This is a genomic window from bacterium, from assembly GCA_016873475.1.
Lineage (GTDB): Bacteria > Krumholzibacteriota > Krumholzibacteriia > JACNKJ01 > JACNKJ01 > VGXI01.
Genome location: VGXI01000060.1, coordinates 1 through 16,389, shown reverse-complemented (window position 1 = coordinate 16,389; position 16,389 = coordinate 1). Strand labels below are relative to the sequence as shown.

The 16,389-nt window shown below is 74.4% G+C and carries 18 protein-coding genes; 16 read left to right on the top strand and 2 right to left on the bottom strand.

Features of this window, described 5'->3' with window-relative positions; all coding sequences use genetic code 11:
- On the top strand, positions 1 to 969 hold a 969-nt coding region (gene lpxK / locus FJ251_06940), incomplete at its 5' end, for a tetraacyldisaccharide 4'-kinase (protein ID MBM4117470.1).
- Here the strand turns inward: lpxK and FJ251_06935 are convergent.
- Positions 966 to 1,574: a hypothetical protein gene (locus FJ251_06935; GenBank protein ID MBM4117469.1), complete on the bottom strand. Its 609-nt coding sequence runs from the start codon at positions 1,572 to 1,574 to the stop codon at positions 966 to 968. The genes lpxK and FJ251_06935 overlap by 4 nt on opposite strands.
- Positions 1,575 to 1,844: 270 nt before the next feature.
- On the opposite strand from FJ251_06935, the gene nadB reads away from it, so the two are divergent.
- From nadB to FJ251_06890, 9 genes are read left to right on the top strand one after another with little or no spacing between them, the layout of a single operon-like run.
- Entirely contained in the window at positions 1,845 to 3,434 is a 1,590-nt protein-coding gene (gene nadB, locus FJ251_06930) for an L-aspartate oxidase (GenBank protein MBM4117468.1), read from the top strand.
- A complete protein-coding gene (gene amrB / locus FJ251_06925) occupies positions 3,427 to 4,263 on the top strand; it encodes an AmmeMemoRadiSam system protein B (protein ID MBM4117467.1) in 837 nt (278 codons plus the stop codon). Before nadB ends, amrB begins: the two co-directional genes overlap by 8 nt.
- The gene (locus FJ251_06920; protein ID MBM4117466.1) at positions 4,223 to 4,996 is read left to right on the top strand and encodes a class I SAM-dependent methyltransferase; all 774 of its coding nucleotides are present in this window, start codon (positions 4,223 to 4,225) and stop codon (positions 4,994 to 4,996) included. The genes amrB and FJ251_06920 overlap by 41 nt, the downstream gene beginning before the upstream one ends.
- Entirely contained in the window at positions 4,993 to 6,165 is a 1,173-nt protein-coding gene (gene bshC, locus FJ251_06915) for a bacillithiol biosynthesis BshC (protein ID MBM4117465.1), read from the top strand. The genes FJ251_06920 and bshC overlap by 4 nt, the downstream gene beginning before the upstream one ends.
- Positions 6,065 to 6,901: a bacillithiol biosynthesis deacetylase BshB1 gene (gene bshB1, locus FJ251_06910; GenBank protein ID MBM4117464.1), complete on the top strand. Its 837-nt coding sequence runs from the start codon at positions 6,065 to 6,067 to the stop codon at positions 6,899 to 6,901. The genes bshC and bshB1 overlap by 101 nt, the downstream gene beginning before the upstream one ends.
- Before the next feature lie 8 nt (positions 6,902 to 6,909).
- Positions 6,910 to 8,037 (top strand): N-acetyl-alpha-D-glucosaminyl L-malate synthase BshA, encoded by a 1,128-nt coding sequence (gene bshA / locus FJ251_06905; protein ID MBM4117463.1) that lies wholly within the window; start codon positions 6,910 to 6,912, stop codon positions 8,035 to 8,037.
- A 55-nt stretch (positions 8,038 to 8,092) separates the two neighbouring features.
- Positions 8,093 to 8,434, top strand: coding sequence for a hypothetical protein (locus FJ251_06900; GenBank protein MBM4117462.1), 342 nt, complete (start codon positions 8,093 to 8,095; stop codon positions 8,432 to 8,434).
- A 28-nt stretch (positions 8,435 to 8,462) separates the two neighbouring features.
- The gene (gene add, locus FJ251_06895; protein ID MBM4117461.1) at positions 8,463 to 9,539 is read left to right on the top strand and encodes an adenosine deaminase; all 1,077 of its coding nucleotides are present in this window, start codon (positions 8,463 to 8,465) and stop codon (positions 9,537 to 9,539) included.
- A 14-nt stretch (positions 9,540 to 9,553) separates the two neighbouring features.
- The gene (locus FJ251_06890) at positions 9,554 to 10,183 is read left to right on the top strand and encodes a cupin domain-containing protein (protein MBM4117460.1); all 630 of its coding nucleotides are present in this window, start codon (positions 9,554 to 9,556) and stop codon (positions 10,181 to 10,183) included.
- Between the two features lie 5 nt (positions 10,184 to 10,188).
- Here the strand turns inward: FJ251_06890 and FJ251_06885 are convergent, their stop codons facing one another.
- A complete protein-coding gene (locus FJ251_06885) occupies positions 10,189 to 11,307 on the bottom strand; it encodes a DUF72 domain-containing protein (protein MBM4117459.1) in 1,119 nt (372 codons plus the stop codon).
- Here FJ251_06885 and FJ251_06880 point away from each other — a divergent pair.
- The 6 genes from FJ251_06880 to FJ251_06855 form a co-directional block, all read left to right on the top strand.
- Positions 11,200 to 11,931 (top strand): spore coat protein, encoded by a 732-nt coding sequence (locus FJ251_06880; protein ID MBM4117458.1) that lies wholly within the window; start codon positions 11,200 to 11,202, stop codon positions 11,929 to 11,931. The genes FJ251_06885 and FJ251_06880 overlap by 108 nt on opposite strands.
- 3 nt (positions 11,932 to 11,934) lie before the next feature.
- A complete protein-coding gene (gene rfbB, locus FJ251_06875) occupies positions 11,935 to 12,951 on the top strand; it encodes a dTDP-glucose 4,6-dehydratase (GenBank protein MBM4117457.1) in 1,017 nt (338 codons plus the stop codon).
- Entirely contained in the window at positions 12,869 to 14,059 is a 1,191-nt protein-coding gene (locus FJ251_06870) for a glycosyltransferase family 9 protein (GenBank protein ID MBM4117456.1), read from the top strand. The genes rfbB and FJ251_06870 overlap by 83 nt, the downstream gene beginning before the upstream one ends.
- Positions 13,932 to 15,089 (top strand): glycosyltransferase family 9 protein, encoded by a 1,158-nt coding sequence (locus tag FJ251_06865; GenBank protein ID MBM4117455.1) that lies wholly within the window; start codon positions 13,932 to 13,934, stop codon positions 15,087 to 15,089. The genes FJ251_06870 and FJ251_06865 overlap by 128 nt, the downstream gene beginning before the upstream one ends.
- Positions 14,924 to 15,652 carry an HAD family hydrolase gene (locus FJ251_06860; GenBank protein ID MBM4117454.1) on the top strand — a complete coding sequence of 243 codons (729 nt, stop codon included), beginning with the start codon at positions 14,924 to 14,926 and terminating at the stop codon, positions 15,650 to 15,652. Before FJ251_06865 ends, FJ251_06860 begins: the two co-directional genes overlap by 166 nt.
- A partial coding sequence (locus tag FJ251_06855; protein MBM4117453.1) for a glycosyltransferase family 9 protein occupies positions 15,649 to 16,389 on the top strand: 741 nt, incomplete at its 3' end. The genes FJ251_06860 and FJ251_06855, both read left to right, overlap by 4 nt.

Here is a 16,389-nt window from a genome sequence, read left to right as displayed (position 1 = left end):
CGCCTGCTCGCGCCCCTGGGCCTGCTCTACGGGCTGGGCGCGGCCCTGAATGGCGCCTGGCAGGCGGCGCGAGCCTGGGAAGGCCGCCTCCCCGTGCTCTCCGTCGGGAACCTCGAGATCGGCGGCACCGGCAAGACGCCGACGGTCGCCCTGCTCGCGCAGCTCCTCGCGGAGGCCGGCTGGCGGCCCGGCGTCGTGACGGGACTCTGGGGGCGGCCGGCGCGGGGCCACCGCCTGCTCAGCCGCGAGGCGGCGGACTTCGCGCGCGCTGCGCCCGACGAGGCGCGCCTCCTGGCGGCGCGGCTGCCTGGGCTGCCCCTCGTCGCTGCCCGGCCCAAGTGGGAAGGCGCGCGCTGGCTCGAGGCGAGCGGCCGCTGCGACCTCTTGATCGTCGACGATGGCTTCCAGCACCGGCGCCTGGCGCGGCACCTCGACCTCGTGCTCCTGTCGCCGGGCTGCGCACTCTCGCCCTGGCGCCTGCTGCCCGCGGGCCCGCTGCGGGAGTTTCCCGGCGCCCTCGCGCGGGCCAGCGCCTACGCGCTGGCCGTGGGGGAGGCGGCGCCCGCCCGCTGGCCAGCGCCCGTGCTCCGCCTGGTGGCCGGAGCGCCCTGCCTCGTGGAACTGGACGGCCGGCCGGCCGCGCCCTGGCCCGACGGCTACCTGTCGGTGGCGGGGATCGCGCGGCCGGAGCGCTTCGAGGCCGCGGCGGCGGGGGCGGGGCTCGCCCTGCGCGGGCGCCTGCGCGTGGCGGACCACGCCGACTGGACGCCGCGCCTGAGACGGCGCATCGCGGCGGCCGGCGCGGCGCTGCGGGGAGCCCGGGTGCTGCTGACAGAAAAGGACGCCCAGCGCTGGGCGTCCTCTTGGGATCTGCCGGGGCCGGCGCCCCAGGTGCTAGCGGCGAACCTGCAACTCGCGGATCCCGCCGCGGCACTCGCCCTGCTGCGCGAGCGCCTGGGCGGCGCCTAGTCCTCGTCGGCGTAGTTGGCGAAGAGGATGGTCGTCACCGCCTCGAAGGACTGCGAGCGGTTCGAGCCCTGCTCGTGCCCCGTGAAGGTGATCTCCGCCTGCACCACCACCTCGCCGTAGGGCACGGTGCCCGTGCCGGGCATGAGGTCGAGGATCGGCGGCTCCAGCTTCAGGGAGGCCGGGGCGAGAACGAGGGCCGTCGTGACCTCGGCGTTCACGGGCAGGCCGAGGTGGATCGGCGCCGACACGGCCGGCAGGTTGGCCTCGGAGAAGCCCGAACCGGTGGGCAGCATCTGCAAGACCTCGTAGCGCACCGTGTAGGAGTCGAGGATGAAGACGCCGTAAGGATCATCCGGGGTCAGGTCGAGGAACCGCTGGCTCGGCGGATTGGCGAAGACGAACTCCACCGACTCCTCGGGGATGTAGCCGCCGCCAGTCACGGTGGTGTCCTCCACGAAGACGTCCGCGTGCAGCGGCGCGCCGCCATTGATGGACAAGAGGGTGGGGCGCGTGTGGCCCTCGATGGCGTTCTCGCCGCAGCCGCCGCTGAGAGCGAGGCCCAGCGCGGCGACGGCGATGAGGATGAAGGCGGCGCTGCTGCGCATACTGACCTCCTGTGGCGCAGGGAATTCTCCTCCCGAACTGCAACGGCTGTGCCATCGCCGTCAGGGTCCCAGGCGAGGAAGCCCGGGAAGCGAGGAGGCAGCCCAGGCCGCTGGGAGGAAGCGCCGGCCGGCGCCGGCGGCGGTCGGGCGCGGCGCGGGCAGCGCCCGCCGAGGCGAAGCCTGCCCAGCCCGGCTCAGTTTGCACGGCGCGGCCCCCTGGCGTAGACTGCGGGCGGCAGCGCAGCGGCCGGCGGCAGGCCCGGGAGGAGCATGCAGACGGATTGCCTCGTCATCGGCAGCGGGATCGCCGGCCTCAGCTTCGCGCTCAAGGCCGCGCGCCTGGGTCGGGTGATCCTCGTCACGAAGAAGGGAGCCGACGAGAGCAACACGCGCTGGGCACAGGGCGGCATCGCCTCCGTCTTCGCGCCCGGGGACGACTTCCAGGCCCATGTCGCCGACACCCTGGCGGCGGGCGCCGGCCTCTGCGACGTCGAACGGGTGGAGCGGATGGTGGCCGACGGACCGGCGCGGGTGCGCGAGCTGCTCGAATGGGGCGTGGCCTTCAGCCGGGATGGGCAGGCCCTGGCGCTGGGCCGGGAGGGAGGACACAGCCAGCGCCGCATCGTCCACGTGGCGGACTACACGGGTCGCGAGCTGGAGCGCGTTCTCCTCGAACGCGCTCAAAGTGATCCCGCGATCACCGTGTTGGAGAATCACATGGCCGTCAACCTGGCCCTGGCGCAGCACCTGCAGGGCAAGGGCGGGGAAGGGCGCGTCTACGGCGCCTATGTCCTGGATGCGGCGACCGGCGAGGTGCTGGCGATCGCCGCCCGCTGGACCCTGCTCGCGACGGGCGGCCTGGGCAAGGTCTACGCCTACACCAGCAACCCGGACATCGCCACCGGCGACGGACTGGCCATGGCCTACCGGGCGGGGGCCGTGGTCGCGAACCTGGAGTTCGTGCAGTTCCACCCGACCTGCCTCTACCACCCGCAGCTGAGGACGCAGCTGATCAGCGAGGCCGTGCGCGGCGAGGGCGCGCTGCTGCGCAACGGGGCGGGCGAGGCCTTCATGGCGCGCTACGATCCGCGCGCCGACCTGGCGCCGCGGGACATCGTCGCCCGCGCCATCGACCACGAGCTGAAGATCCGCGGCGAGAAGCACATGTGGCTGGACTTCGCGCCCATCGGGCGGGAGCGGATCCCCAAGCGCTTTCCGGCGATCTGCGAGGCGCTGCAGAGCGTCGGCATCGATCCGCGAAGCCAGCTCGTACCGGTGGTGCCCGCCGCGCACTACGCCTGCGGCGGCGTGCAGGTGGACCTGGCCGGGCGCAGCAGCCTCGCGGGCCTGCTCGCGATCGGCGAAGTGAGCTGCACGGGCGTGCATGGAGCGAATCGCCTGGCCAGCAACTCGCTCCTGGAGGCGGTGACCTGGGCGCACTGGGCGGCGGCGGCGCTGGCCAGCGAGGACGCCCCCATGGCGGCGCAGCCCGCGCTCAAGCCCTGGAGCGCCCCCGAGGGGCGGGACTACCGCGAATCGGTCGTCCTGGAGCACGACTGGGATCTCGTCCGGCGCATCATGATGGACTACGTGGGCATCGTGCGCAGCGACGAGCGGCTCACCCTGGCCGAGGAGCGCATCCGCCACGTGCGGGACACGGTGGAGAGCTTCTACTGGCGCTACCGGATCTCGCCGGAGCTGATCGAGCTGCGCAACATCGCCCTCGTCGCCCAGCTGATCGTCCGCTCGGCGCGAGCCCGCAAGGAGAGCCGCGGCCTGCACTACACGATCGACTACCCCGCCACGCGCCCCGAGTGGGCGCAGCCGACCCTTCTCCAGCGAGGTGAGCACTTTGGCTAGGGCCGCTGCCTGGGCCGGTCAGTTCTACCCGGGAGAGGCCGCCGCGCTGGGCCGCAGCGTGGATGCGCTGCTCGCCCAGTGGCCGTCCGCCGCGGCCGGCGCGGCGCCCTGGGCGGCCCTCGTGCCGCATGCCGGCCACGTCTACTCGGGCGCCTGCGCGGCGGCGGCCTTCGCGCGGCTGGCCGGAGGGCCGGTGCGGCGCGTGCTGCTCCTGGGACCGAACCACCACCGCGCGCTGCGCGGCATCGGCCTCTCGCGCGAGGCCGCCTGGGAGACGCCTCTCGGGTCGCTGCCTGTGGACCTCGCGGCGGTCGACGCGCTCCTCGCCGGCGGCGCGCCTTTCGCGCTGGCCGAGGAGGCGCTCGCGCGGGAGCACGCGCTCGAGGTGCAGCTGCCCTTCCTGCAGCGCTGCCTGCCCGGGGTGAGCCTGCTGCCGCTGCTGGTGGGGCCCCTGAGCCGCGCCGAGCGGGAGCTCGCCCGGACGCGGCTGGCGGCGCTCAGGGCGCCGGCGGACCTCTGGCTGGTGACGAGTGACCTCTCGCACTACCACGGCGCGGCCGAGGCGGAGCGCCTCGACGCCGAGGCGGCTCGGCTGATCGCAGCCGGCGACGCCGAGGGTCTGGCCGGCGCGGTCGAGAGCGGGCGGGCCGAGGCCTGTGGCGCCGAGCCGCTCCAGCTCCTGCTCGCCGAGCAGGCGGCGCGGAGCGCGGATGGGGGGGGGCGGATCGAGCTGCTCGACCGCCGCGACTCCTCGCCCGTGACCGGAGACCGGCGGCAGGTCGTCGGCTATCTCTCGGCGCTCTTCTGGAGCGGAGGCGCACTTGCCTAGGCCCTGGTACGTGGACGGCTTCGGCGAGCACTACCTCGAACTCTACGCGCACCGCAACGAGCGCGAAGCGGAGCTCGCGCTGGCGCTCCTGGAGCGCAGCGGGCGCCTGCGCCCCGGGGAGCGTCTGCTGGACCTCGCCTGCGGCGCCGGCCGCCATCTCGCGGGACTGGGCCGCCGCCAGCTGCGCGCCGTCGGGCTGGACCTCTCGGAGCCGCTGCTGAAGGCCGCCCGCGGCCGCCTGCGGCCCGGACTCGCGCTCGTGCGCGGCGACATGCGCCGGCTCCCCTTCGCCGCGGCGAGCTTCGACGGCGCCCTGAGCATGTTCACCTCGTTCGGTTACTTCCGCGAGGACGCCGAGAACTGGCAGGTCTTCGCCGAGCTGGCGCGCGTGCTGCGTCCCGGCGGCTGGCTCTTCTTCGACTTCCTCAATCGCAGCGCGCTCCCGGGCCAGATGGCAGAGCGCGGCGAGCGGCGCGGCGAGCACTGGATCGCCGAGGAGGAGCGGCGGATCGAGGGCGAGCGCATCGTCAAGCGCGTGACGGTCCGGCCGCGCACGGGCGAGGGCGAAGCCCTGCGCTACGAGGAGAGCGTGCGCCTCTTCGCGCCCGCGGAACTGAGCGCGGCCCTGGCCGGACGCGGCTTCCGCGAGCGGGAGCGCTGGGGGGACTACCACGGCGGCCCCTACGCGCCGCAGAGCGCGCGCTTCATCCTGCTCGTGGAGCGGGAGGGATGAGCCGTCTGGCCGCGCTGGCAACGCGCCGCGCGCTCCCGCCGCCACCGGCTCTCGCCGGCGATCCGCTGCGCGCCCCCCGTCCCCTGTCGCCGGCACTGCTCGCGGCCCTGGGCGGCGGGAGCGCGCCGGCGCGCGCGGAGCTGGCGGCGGGCCGGGCGCGGCTCGTCCTCACCGGTCAGCAGCCCTGCTTTCCCCTGCCCCTGGGCCTCAGCCTGCAGAAGGCCGCCACCGCCGTGGCGTTGGCCGAACGGCTCAGCCGCGAGCGGGGGGAGCCCCACTACGGGTGCTTCTGGTCGGCCGCGGACGACAGCGACTTCGCCGAGGCGCGGGGGCAGGCGCTCCCCCGGCCCGGTCGGCCGCCGCTCGCGGTCGCCCTGCCGGCGGCGCAGGAGAGGCGCGGCGGCTTCGTCGGCGATCTCGATCCCGGACCGGCCTGGCGAGACCTGCTCGGCCTGAGCGGCCTCGCGTCCGGGCTTGCTGCCCGGGCGCCGCGCCCTGGCGAGGACCTGGGCGCGCACAGCGCGCGCCTGCTGGCCGAGCACTTCGCGCCCTGGTCGCTCTTCCTGCTCGACGCCCGCGCGGAAGCCCTGCGCGCGGCCGCGGCGCCGCTCTTCGCGCGCTACGCCGAGCGGCGGGGGGATTTCGCGGCCGCCGTGGACGCCGCGGGCGCGGCAATCGCCGCTGAGCTCGGCGAAGCGCCGCTGCGGCCGGGGATCGGCGAGCGCGCGCTCTACTTCCTGCGCGGCCGCCGGCGGCTGCTGCCGAGCGCCGGCGACTACGGCGACGCCCTCGCGCGGCGCCTGGGCGAGTCGCCCCCCGCCCTGGCGCCCAACGCCGCCCTGCGGCCGCTGGTGCAGGACGCCGTGCTGCCCGTGGCGGCCGCAGTCCTCGGCCCTGCCGAGTGGGCCTACCATCGCCAGCTGCTGGCCGGCTTCCGGGCGCTGGCCCTGCCTTGCCCGCCGGCCTGGCCGCGCCTGGCGGCGATCAGCGCGGGGGACCGGGCGGCGGGCCTGGACGGCGGCGGCCGCCAGAGCAGCCCGCTGGCCAGGCCTGGCCACCCCCTGGCGGATGCCGGGGCTCTCGTCGAACTCGCGGCCGCGCACCTGGCGGCCTGGGAGGGCGGAACGCACTTTGAATGGACGCTCGCGGACGCCCCGCAAGGAGGTTGAGATGCACCTGCTGGCCGTCGGCGCCCACGCCGACGACGTCGAGATCTGCGCTGGCGGCACGCTCGCCCTCGCCGCCGCGCGGGGCCACGAGGTGAGCATCCTCGACCTGACTGCGGGCGAGCTGGGCTCCAACGGCGATCCGGCGCTCCGGGCGCGGGAGGCCGCGGCGGCGGCCGCCATCCTCGGCGTCGCCCGGCGCGAGAACGCGGGCCTGCCCGACGGGTACCTCAGCCCTGCCGACCACGGGCAGCGCCAGGCCTTGGTCGGCTGGCTGCGGCGCCTGGGGCCGGACCTGCTCATCATTCACACGGCGCGCAATCGGCACCCGGACCACCGGGCTGCGCACCGGCTGCTCTGGGACGCCGCCTTCCTGGCCGGCCTCGCGCGCTTCGGGGCCGATGGCCCGCCGCGCCGGCCGGCGCGCATCCTGGAGATGATGGAGCGCTTCCCGTTCCGGCCCAGCGTCGTGGTCGACATCGACAGCGTGATCGAGAAGAAGCAAGCGGCCCTGCGCTGCTACGCGAGCCAGTTCCTGCGCGGGGACGGTCGCGCGGAGACGAGCATCAACCACCCGGACTTCCTCGGCCAGATCCTCGCCCGCGACCGCTTCTACGGGGCGCAGGCCGGCTGCAACTACGGGGAGCCCTTCTTCAGCGCCCAGGTGCCGCTGGTCCGGGACCCGGGCTGGCTGCTCAGCGCCGAGCCCTTCGGCGCCCCCGGCGGAGGCCCGGCATGAGCCGCCCGCTGAAGATCGGCATCTCTTGCTATGCCTCGGTGGGCGGCAGCGGCATCGTCGCCACCGAACTGGGCCTCGCCCTCGCCGAGCGCGGCCACGAGGTGCACTTCATCACCGCCTCGGTGCCCTTCCGCGTCACGCAGGGCCAGGAGCGGGTCTGGGTACACACCGTCGAGATGCTCGACTACCCGCTCTTCGAGTACCCGCCCTACACGCTCGCGCTCGCAGTCAAGATGCACCAGGTGGCGAGCTTCCATGGCCTCGATCTCCTGCACGTGCACTACGCCATTCCGCACGCGGCGTCGGCGATCCTGGCCAGCCAGATGGGCTCCCGGCGCATCCCGGTCGTGACGACCCTGCACGGCACGGACATCACGCTCGTCGGCACCCACCCGAGCTACCACCGGATCACGCGCTGGAGCATCGAGCAATCGGACCGCGTGACCGCGGTGAGCGACTTCCTCGCGGCGGAGACGCGGCGCATCTTTCACACGGACAAGAAGATCCGCACCCTGCCCAACTTCGTCGACACGGAGCGCTTCCGTCCGCGGGCGGATTGCCCCCAGCGCGCGCGCTTTGCGACGCCCCAGCAGCACATCCTGCTGCACGCCTCGAACTTCCGGCCGGTGAAGCGGGCGCTCTCGCTGGTCGACATCCTCGCCGGGCTCGCGGAGCGGGAGCGGGTCGTCCTCCTCCTGGCGGGGGACGGCCCCGAGCTGGTGGGGCTCGAGTACCGGGCGCGCGAGCTGGGCCTGGGCGGGCGCGTGCGCCTGCTCGGGCCCTGGGAGCGCATCGAGGAACTGCTGCCGGTGGCCGACCTCTACCTCCAGCCCAGCGAGCACGAGTCCTTCGGCCTCGCAGCGCTCGAGGCGATGAGCTGCGGCGTGCCGGTCCTGATCACGCAGCGCGGGGGGCCGCCGGAGTTCGTGCGCGACGGCGAGAACGGCTACCTGCTCGAGCCCGCCGACACAGGCGCCTGGATCGCCCGCTGCGACGCGCTGCTCGCCGACGCTTCGCTGCGGCAGCGCATCGGCCAGGCCGGGCGCGCGACGGCCGTCGCCGACTACGCCCTGCCGGCGGTGGTCGGGCGCTACGAACGGCTCTTCGCCGAGCTGATGCAGAGCAAGGTCGATTGACAGCCGCCCCGGGCTGCGCTTAGTTGTCGCCTGCGCAACCAGGGGAGGAGGCGGCATGGTCGAGAGCAAGGCCTACGCGGATGCGGCCTACGCCTTCCTGCTCGAAGCGCTGGCGGCGGCGCGCGAGCAGCTCGCGCGCGCCGGACACGTGACGGGAGCCGAACTGCTGGCGGGCATCCAGCGCCTGGGCGCCGAGCGCTACGGCCCCCTGGCGGCCCTCGTCTTCCGCGCCTGGGGCATCCGCAGCAGCCGCGACTTCGGCAGTCTGGTCTACGAGCTGATCGAGCGCGGCGTGCTCTTCCAGCAGCCGCAGGACAGCTTCGAGGACTTCATGGGCGGCGAGACCTACGCCGAGATCTTCGAGGAGCAGTACTTCCAGGGCGGCGGGCCGGCCTGAGGCCGAGTCGACGCGGAAAGGCGAGGCCGTGAACATCGACCGCGAGTGGCTGACCCGCCTGCCGAAGACCGACCTCCACGTGCACCTCGACGGCTCCCTGCGCCCGCTGACCCTGCTCGAGCTCGCCGCGGCGCAGGGGGTCGAACTCCCGGCCACCAACGAGCGGGAGCTGCGCGCCTTGACGCAGGTCCAGGGCGAGGAGCGCAGCCTCTCGCACTACCTGCGCGCCTTCATGTACACGCTGCCGGTGCTCCAGACGGCGCCGGCCCTGGAGCGCGTCGCCTACGAGCTGGCGCTGGACGCCGCCGCCGAGAACGTGCGCCTGATCGAGGTGCGCTACAGCCCCCTGCTGCACCGGGAGCGCGGCCTGCACAACCGCGAGATCATCGAGGCCGTCGCGCGCGGCCTGCGGCGGGCGGAGGCGGAGACGGGCATCCTCACGGGGCAGATCCTCTGCGGCATCCGCTCGATGACGCCCGAGCGCTCGCTCGAGCTCGCGCAGGCGACCCTGCTCTACAAGGACCTCGGCATCGTCGCCTTCGATCTCGCCGGCGAGGAGAAGGACTACCCGGCCAAGCAGCACCGCGAGGCCTTCTACTTCGTGCTCAACCACAACCTGAACTCGACCCTGCACGCCGGGGAGGCTTTCGGCCCGGAGAGCATCGCCCAGGCCCTGCACTACTGCGGCACGCATCGCATCGGCCACGGCACGCGGCTCTTCGAGAGCCCCGAGCTGATGAACTACGTCAACGACCACCGCATCCCGCTCGAGATGTGCCTGACGAGCAACGTGCACACGGGAGCGGTCTCCTCGCTGCAGGACCACCCCTGCCGCAAGTACCTCGAGCTGGGCCTGCGCGTCACGCTGAACACCGACAACCGCCTGATCTCCGACACCAGCGTGACGCTGGAGTTCGAGCGGGCGACGCGGGCCTTCGCGCTGACGGTCGGGGACATCCACGAGCTGATCCTGAACGGATTCAAGAGCGCCTTCCTGCCGCACCGCCAGAAGGCGGCCCTGATGCGGCAGGTCGTCGAGGAGCTGGAGAGTCTGGGCGTGCCGCCGCATCACGCCTACACGAACGGGCGCGGCGATCACCTCTGAGAAGGGAGGCGGCGATGGCGACTCGCCTGCGCCTGATTGTCCTCGGTCTCGGCCTCTTGGCCGCGAGCGCGAGCGACGGGCTCGCGCAGACCACGACCGGCGCGCGCGACAGCCTGCGCACCCGCCCCCGCCTGGGCGGCGGTCGCTACATCGATGGCGTGCCGGCGCGCGGCGGCGAGGACGCTGCGGCCTTCGCGCCCGGCGAGACGGGCGCCGCCGAGGCGGCGCCCTCCCTGCCCTTTGCGCAGACCCGCCTGCAGGAGCTCCTGCAGCGCCAGCCCCTGCGCGAGGACGAGAACGCGCGGCGCACGCCGATCTTCAGCGCGGACTCCCTGCTCGCCGTCGCGCTCTACCAGCTGCGCGGTGAAGAGCCGCCGCACTACTTCCCCCTCAGCGACGTCTGGATCTACATCTGGCGCGGCCGCGGGCGCCTGCAGCGAGCGGCCGGCGAGAGTGCCTACGGGCCGGGGGAACTGCTCCAGATCCCGGCGGGGGAACTCCATGCTCTCGCCAACGAGAGCGGCGCGCCGACGGTGGCCCTCGTCTGGCAATGGCCGCCGATCGACGACTCGCTCACCGTGACCCACGGCGAGGCGGGCGCCGACAGCCTCGCCGCATTGCGCCGCGGGTCCGGGCAGCGCTAGCCGGCTCAGAACAGCTCGCCCGGGCGCCGCGGCGGCGGCGCGGCGATGGCCGCCAGCTGCGGGTAGCTGGCCAGAAGCGCGGGCGGCACGGGCAGGGGACGCCCGAGCAGGCGCGCCCGCAGCTGCAGCGCGTTCACTGCCGCCTGCCCCCGGTAGTGATTGTTCGTGACGAGGAAGAGCAGGGGCACGCGACGGGCGGCCTCGGCGACCTGCTCGGCCACGCCGTCCAGTTCCGCCTCCGTGTACAGGTAGTCGTAGCGGGCGTCGCGTCCGGCCGCGGGCGCGAACCACTGCCCCGCGTTGCGCCCGTGCAGGCGGAAGTAGGCGGCCTGAGGGCCGCACTCGGCGCCCAGGGCCAGACAGCCGGGCAGGGCGGGCTGGTCCACGTTCACGGGCAGGCAGTCTTGCGCGGCCAGCCAGCGCGGCCAGTCGGGGCCCGCGAAGCTCGCATGCCGGACCTCGACGGCGACCGGCAGCCCGGGCAGCCAGTCGCGTAGGCGGGCGACGCGAGCCCGGGCCGGGGCGCCGGCGCGGAAGGACCAGGGGAACTGCAGGAGCACCGCGCCGAGGCGGCCGCCCCCCGCGAGCAGCTCGGCGAGCGCGCGGAAGGGCGCGGGCGGCGGATCGGCGGCGCCGGGCTCGGGATGGGTCCAGGTGCGGGGTGCCTTGAGCAGGAAGCGGAAGGCGGGAAACTCCTGCACGCGCTGCAGCCAGCCGGCCACGAGCTCCGGTCGCGGCAGCCGGTAGAAGCTGACGTTGATCTCGACGAGGTCGAAGTGCGCGGCCAGGTAGCGCAGGGGATCGAAGCGGGGCGGCGGGGACGCCGGGTAGACCGTGCCGCGCCAGTCGTCGTAGCTCCAGCCGGCGGTGCCGATGAGCAGCTCTGCCATCTCGCCTCCGCCGCAGGCTAGGCGGGCGGCGGGCGCTGCGGCAAGGGAGAATTCCTGTTGCCGGGCTCCGAGGCGGCGGCTAGGCTGTCCAGACCCGGACGGCGCCAGCGCTGGGCAGGAGCGGCGATGAAAGGCATCATTCTCGCGGGCGGGACGGGCAGCCGCCTCTTCCCGCTGACGAAGGTCACCAACAAGCATCTGCTGCCGGTGGGGCGGGTGCCGATGATCTTCCATCCGCTGCGCAAGCTGGTCGAGGCGGGCATCGGCGAGATCCTCGTCGTGACGGGCACCGAGCACATGGGCGACGTCGTCGGCCTGCTCGGCAGCGGCCGCGAGTTCGCTTGCCAGATCACCTACCGGGTGCAGGACGAAGCCGGCGGCATCGCCCAGGCGCTCGGCCTCGCCGAGAACTTCTGCCACGGCGAGCCGATGACGGTGATCCTCGGCGACAACATCTTCGCGGACTCGATTGCCCCCGGCGTCGCGGCCTTCGCCCGCCAGGGCGGCGGCGCGCGCATCTTCCTGAAGGCCGTCGCGCATCCGGAGCGCTTCGGCGTCGCGGAGCTGGCCGGCGAGCGCATCGTCGGCATCGAGGAGAAGCCGCGGGCGCCGCGCAGCAACCTCGCCGTCTGCGGCATCTACATCTACGACGGCCGGGTTTTCGAGATCATCCGTGGCCTGAGGCCCTCGGGACGGGGCGAGCTGGAGATCACGGATGTGAACAACGCCTACCTGCGCGAGGGCACGCTGCGCTACGAGGTCCTCGCCGGCTGGTGGACGGATGCCGGCACCTTCGGCTCCCTGCGCCACGCGCAGGAGCTCGTCGATCCCGAGGGCGCCCTGACGGGAGAGGACTAGGCGATGCTCCTCGTCACCGGCGGCTGCGGCTTCATCGGGAGCAACTTCATCCACCTGCTCCGCGCGGAGCGCCCGGCGCTGCCGATCCTGAATCTCGACGCCCTCACCTACGCGGGCAACCTGGAGAACCTCGCCGCTCTCGCGGGCGATCCCGGGCTGCAGTTCGTGCGCGGGAGCGTCGCCGATGCCGAGCTGGTCGCTGCGCTCTTCGCCGCGCATCCGATCACGGCCGTCGTCCACTTCGCGGCGGAGAGCCACGTGGACCGCAGCATCCTCGGTCCGGGCGTCTTCGTCGAGACCAACGTGCGCGGCACCCAGGTGCTGCTGGAGGCGGCTCGCCGCGCCTGGGCCGAGCGGCCGGGGCGCTTCGTGCTCGTGTCGACCGACGAGGTCTACGGTTCCCTCGGCCCGACGGGCCGCTTCACGGAGGCGACGCCGCTCGATCCGTCGAGCCCCTACTCGGCCAGCAAGGCCGCCGCGGACCTGATCGGGCTGGCCTACTGGCGCACCTTCGCGCTGCCGGTCCTGATCACGCGCTGCAGCAACAACTACGGGCCCTACCAGTTTCCCGAGAAGCTCATCCCGCTGATGATCCAGCGGGCGAGCCAGGGCCTCAGCCTGCCGGTCTACGGGGACGGCGGCAACATCCGCGACTGGCTGCACGTGAGCGATCACTGCCGCGCCCTGCTGACCGTGCTGGAGGGCGGCGCGCCCGGGCGCGTCTACAACATCGGGGGCGACAACGAGGTGGCGAACCTGGCGATCGTGCGCCTCATCCTGGGCGCGCTGGGCAAGCCGGAGTCGCTGATCGAGTTCGTCGCCGACCGCCCCGGCCACGATCGGCGCTATGCCATCGACGCCACGCGCATCCGGCGCGAGTTGGGCTGGACGCCGCGCGTCGACTTCGCCGCGGGCATCGCCGAAACGATCGCCTGGTATGCGACCAACCGCAGCTGGTGGCAGGCCATCGTCAGCGGCGAGTACCGGGACTACTACGAGCGCCTCTACGGCGGCCGCTGAGCGCGGGGCCCGGAGGGGAGAGGCCATGAAGAGCACGCTGCTGAGCAATCCCCTCGCCCGCGTCGCCCTGCGCACGCTGGGGATGGCGCCCGTCGAGCGGGAGTTCCATCTCGGTGGCGACCTCAGCGAGCTGCGACGCCTGCTCTTCGTGGACTCCGGCCGGCTCTGCGAACTGGTCGCCTACCTGCCGCTGCTCGCGCGCCTGCACGCCCGCACCCCCGGCCTCGAGCTGCAGGTGATGGTCGAAGAGCGCGCCGCCGACCTGCTGCGCCGGGAGCCCATGCTGGCCGGCCTGATCGTCTACCGGGCCGAGCAGCTCAAGGCGCACAGCAGCAGCTACTACCGCCTGTTGCGCGAGGTGCAGGGGCGCGCGTTCGACGGCGTCGTCCTGATCGGCGAGGGCGCCGACGGACCGCGCGACCTCGTCGCCTACGCCTCCCAGGCCGGGCTGCGCATCGGCATCTACCAGGAGGAGCGCGAGCAGCTGCTCAACTGCATGCTGCGCTGGCAGGGCCGCGAGCGCTACCGTCTCGAGCAGGCGAGCGAGCTGGCGCGTCTGTTCGGCCTCGGCGGCGAGGCGGCGCCCTGGGCGTTCAGCCTGCGGCCGGACGAGCTGCGCGCGGCCGACCAGCTGATCCACTTCCGCAAGCCCATCCGCGAGCAGCCGCTGATCGCCGTCGACCCGGCGCCTGGCCTCGGCGAGCGCCGCCTGGCGAGCGGCAATCTCGCCTATCTCGTCGGCCACCTCGCCGAGCAGCTGCGGGCGCGGGTACTGCTCCTGCACCTGGAGGAGGACGCGGCGGCCGCCGCCGCGCTGCGGCAGGCGCTGCGCGCGCCGGCCCTGGACATGCCGCCGCAGGGCTTGCGCGAGCGCCTCGCCCTGCTCGCGCGCTGCGATCTCTGCGTGGCGGGCAACAGCGAGCTCTTCCACATCGCCGTCGCACTGGGCGTGCCCGCGCTGGGCGCCTTCACCGAGGCGGATGGCGCCGCCTGGGAGCCGCGCGGGCGCGCGTCCGCCGCCGTCCTGCGCGGGCGCCCCGGCGAGCAGATGTCCCTGCGCGAGATCGACGCCGCCGTGGCGGGCATCCTGCATGTCCGCGCTACCTGAGCCGCCCTTCGCGGCCGCCCTGCTGATGCCGGCCTGGCTGGGGGACTGCGCGCTGGCCAGCGCGCTGATCCCGTCGGTCGCGGCGCTCAGCGGCGCCCCCATCCAGCTCTGGTGTCGGCCGGCGCAGCGCGCCCTCTTCGCCTGCGACCCGGACGTGGGAGAGGTCCTCGCCTACGACCCGCGGCGGGAGCACCGGGGCCTCGCTGGCCTCTGGCGCCTTCGCCGCGCCGTGCAGCGCAGTCGCCTCCGCCCGGCGGCCCTCTGGATCCTGCCCGACAGCCTATCGAGCGCGCTCGCCGGGGCGGTCAGCGGGGTGCGCCTGCGCATCGGCTACTCGGGCCAGGGCCGCACTGCCCTGCTCAGCCGTCGGCTCGGCCCGCCGCCCCGCCGCGAGGGTCACTGGCTGGAGGAGCGCGCGCGGCTCCTCGCGCCCTTCCTCCCGAGCGGCCCGCCCGACCTGCAGCCCCGCTTGCACCTCGACCCGGCGGCCGCTGCGCGGCTGGCGGCGAAGCTGGCTGCGCGCGAGCTCGACGCGGCGCGCTGCGTGGTGCTGGTGCCCGGCGCAACGTACGGCCCGACCAAGCGCTGGCCCGGCTTCGCCGCTCTGGGCGCTGCCCTGCCTGCTGGCCTGCCGCTCCTCGTCGTCGGCAGCGCCGCCGAGCGGCCCCTGGCGGCGGCGCTGGCGACTGCGCTCGCGGCGCAGGGTCGCGCTGCGCTGGACCTCTGCGGCGCGCTCGATCTCGGCGAGCTGGCCGCGCTCCTGGCGCAGGCGCGCTGCACGGTGAGCGGGGACACCGGCCCCATGCACCTCGCCGCCGCGGTGGGCGGGCGCGTCCTCGGGCTCTTCTTGTCGACGAGCCCGGAATGGACGGCGCCGCGCGGGCCGCAGGCGCGCTGGCTCGTCGCCGATCTGGCCTGCCGCCCCTGCTTCGCGCGCGCCTGCCCCTTGCCGGTTCAGCGCTGCGGCGAGGCCATCGCCGCGCAGACGGTGCGCGCGGCCATCGCCGACTGGCTGGGGGAGGCGGCATGAGGCGGGCCGTCTTCCTCGATCGCGACGGCACCCTGATCGAGGAGCGCCACTACCTGGGCGATCCGGCGGGAGTGGCGCTCTTCCCCTGGACCTTGCCGGCGCTGCGCCTCCTGCGCGAGACGCCGCTCGCGCTGGTGCTCGTCAGCAATCAGTCGGGGGTGGCCCGCGGCCGTTTCGACCTCGCCGACCTGAGCGCCGTCCAGGCGCGCCTGGTCGCGCTCCTCGCGGCCGGGGGGATCGCGCTCGACGGCCTCTACGCCTGCCCGCACCATCCGGAAGGCAGCGTCGCCGCCTTCCGGCGCGCGTGCGACTGCCGCAAGCCGCGGCCGGGACTGCTCAGGACGGCGGCGCAGGAACTGGCGCTCTGCCTGCCGGGCAGCTGGGTGGTCGGCGACAAGCCCGAGGACCTCGCCCTCGCGGCCGGGGCCGGCCTGCGCGGCCTGCTCGTCCTGAGCGGCCAGGGCGAGGCGACCCGGGCGGCGGGCCTGGCGGGCGCGGCGACGGTCTGCGCGGATCTGCTCGCCGCAGCGCGCTACATCCGGGACCAGGAGGGGCAGGCATGAAGACCCGCTTCGGGCGCGGCGAACCGCAGGCCATCCTCGTCACGCGACTGCGCTTCCTGGGCGACATCGTCCTCACGCTGCCGGTGATCTCGGCGCTGCGGCGGGCCTTCCCGGGCGCGGCCATCGACTACCTCTGCGAGGCGCCCTTCCACGCGGTGCTCGCGCGCACGACCGAGCTGCGCGCCGTGCACGTGCTGCGCCGCGAGGAGGACGACGCGGGCGCGCCGCCGCTGACCCTGCTCCGGCGCCTGCGCGGGCAGTACGATCTCGTCATCGATCTGTTCGGCAACCCGCGCAGCGCCCTGCTCAGCGCGCTCGCCGGCGCGCCGACGCGCGTGGGCCGCGGCCGCTTCCCGCGCTCGCTGCTCTACACGCTGCGGCCGCCCGCCTCCGGGACCCCGGAGGCGGCGACGCGCCATCACCTGCGCTTCGTCGAGGCGGTGGCCGGCCCGCAGGCGCTGACACCGCCGCGCCTGAGCGTCTCGCCCGCGGAGCTGGCCGCCGGCCGGCGCATGCTCGAGGACCGGGGCCTGGGCCGCGACACGGTCGCGCTGCTGACCGGCGCCAGCCAACCCGAAAAGGAGTGGCCGGCGGAGTACTTCGTGCGCCTGGCCGCCGAGCTGCGCATGGACGGCCGCTACCGGCCCGTCTTCCTCGGGCAGCCCGGCAAGCGAAGTCGTCTGGAGCGCATCCGCGCGCTGAGCAACTCGCAGGTGGTGATCCTGCCCGAGCTCCCC

Coding starts and splice junctions, on each gene's coding strand:
- nadB (MBM4117468.1), top strand. CDS start 1,845: ATGCAGACGGATTGCCTCGTCATCGGCAGCGGGATCGCCGGCCTCAGC.
- FJ251_06935 (MBM4117469.1), bottom strand. CDS start 1,574: ATGCGCAGCAGCGCCGCCTTCATCCTCATCGCCGTCGCCGCGCTGGGC.
- FJ251_06885 (MBM4117459.1), bottom strand. CDS start 11,307: ATGGAAGATCATCGGCACCCGCCCCACCGGCAGCAGATGCTTGTTGGT.
- FJ251_06900 (MBM4117462.1), top strand. CDS start 8,093: ATGGTCGAGAGCAAGGCCTACGCGGATGCGGCCTACGCCTTCCTGCTC.
- rfbB (MBM4117457.1), top strand. CDS start 11,935: ATGCTCCTCGTCACCGGCGGCTGCGGCTTCATCGGGAGCAACTTCATC.
- FJ251_06890 (MBM4117460.1), top strand. CDS start 9,554: ATGGCGACTCGCCTGCGCCTGATTGTCCTCGGTCTCGGCCTCTTGGCC.
- FJ251_06880 (MBM4117458.1), top strand. CDS start 11,200: ATGAAAGGCATCATTCTCGCGGGCGGGACGGGCAGCCGCCTCTTCCCG.
- FJ251_06865 (MBM4117455.1), top strand. CDS start 13,932: ATGGCGCCGCCTGGGAGCCGCGCGGGCGCGCGTCCGCCGCCGTCCTGC.
- bshB1 (MBM4117464.1), top strand. CDS start 6,065: ATGCCGGGGCTCTCGTCGAACTCGCGGCCGCGCACCTGGCGGCCTGGG.
- FJ251_06870 (MBM4117456.1), top strand. CDS start 12,869: ATGCGACCAACCGCAGCTGGTGGCAGGCCATCGTCAGCGGCGAGTACC.
- FJ251_06860 (MBM4117454.1), top strand. CDS start 14,924: ATGGACGGCGCCGCGCGGGCCGCAGGCGCGCTGGCTCGTCGCCGATCT.
- bshC (MBM4117465.1), top strand. CDS start 4,993: ATGAGCCGTCTGGCCGCGCTGGCAACGCGCCGCGCGCTCCCGCCGCCA.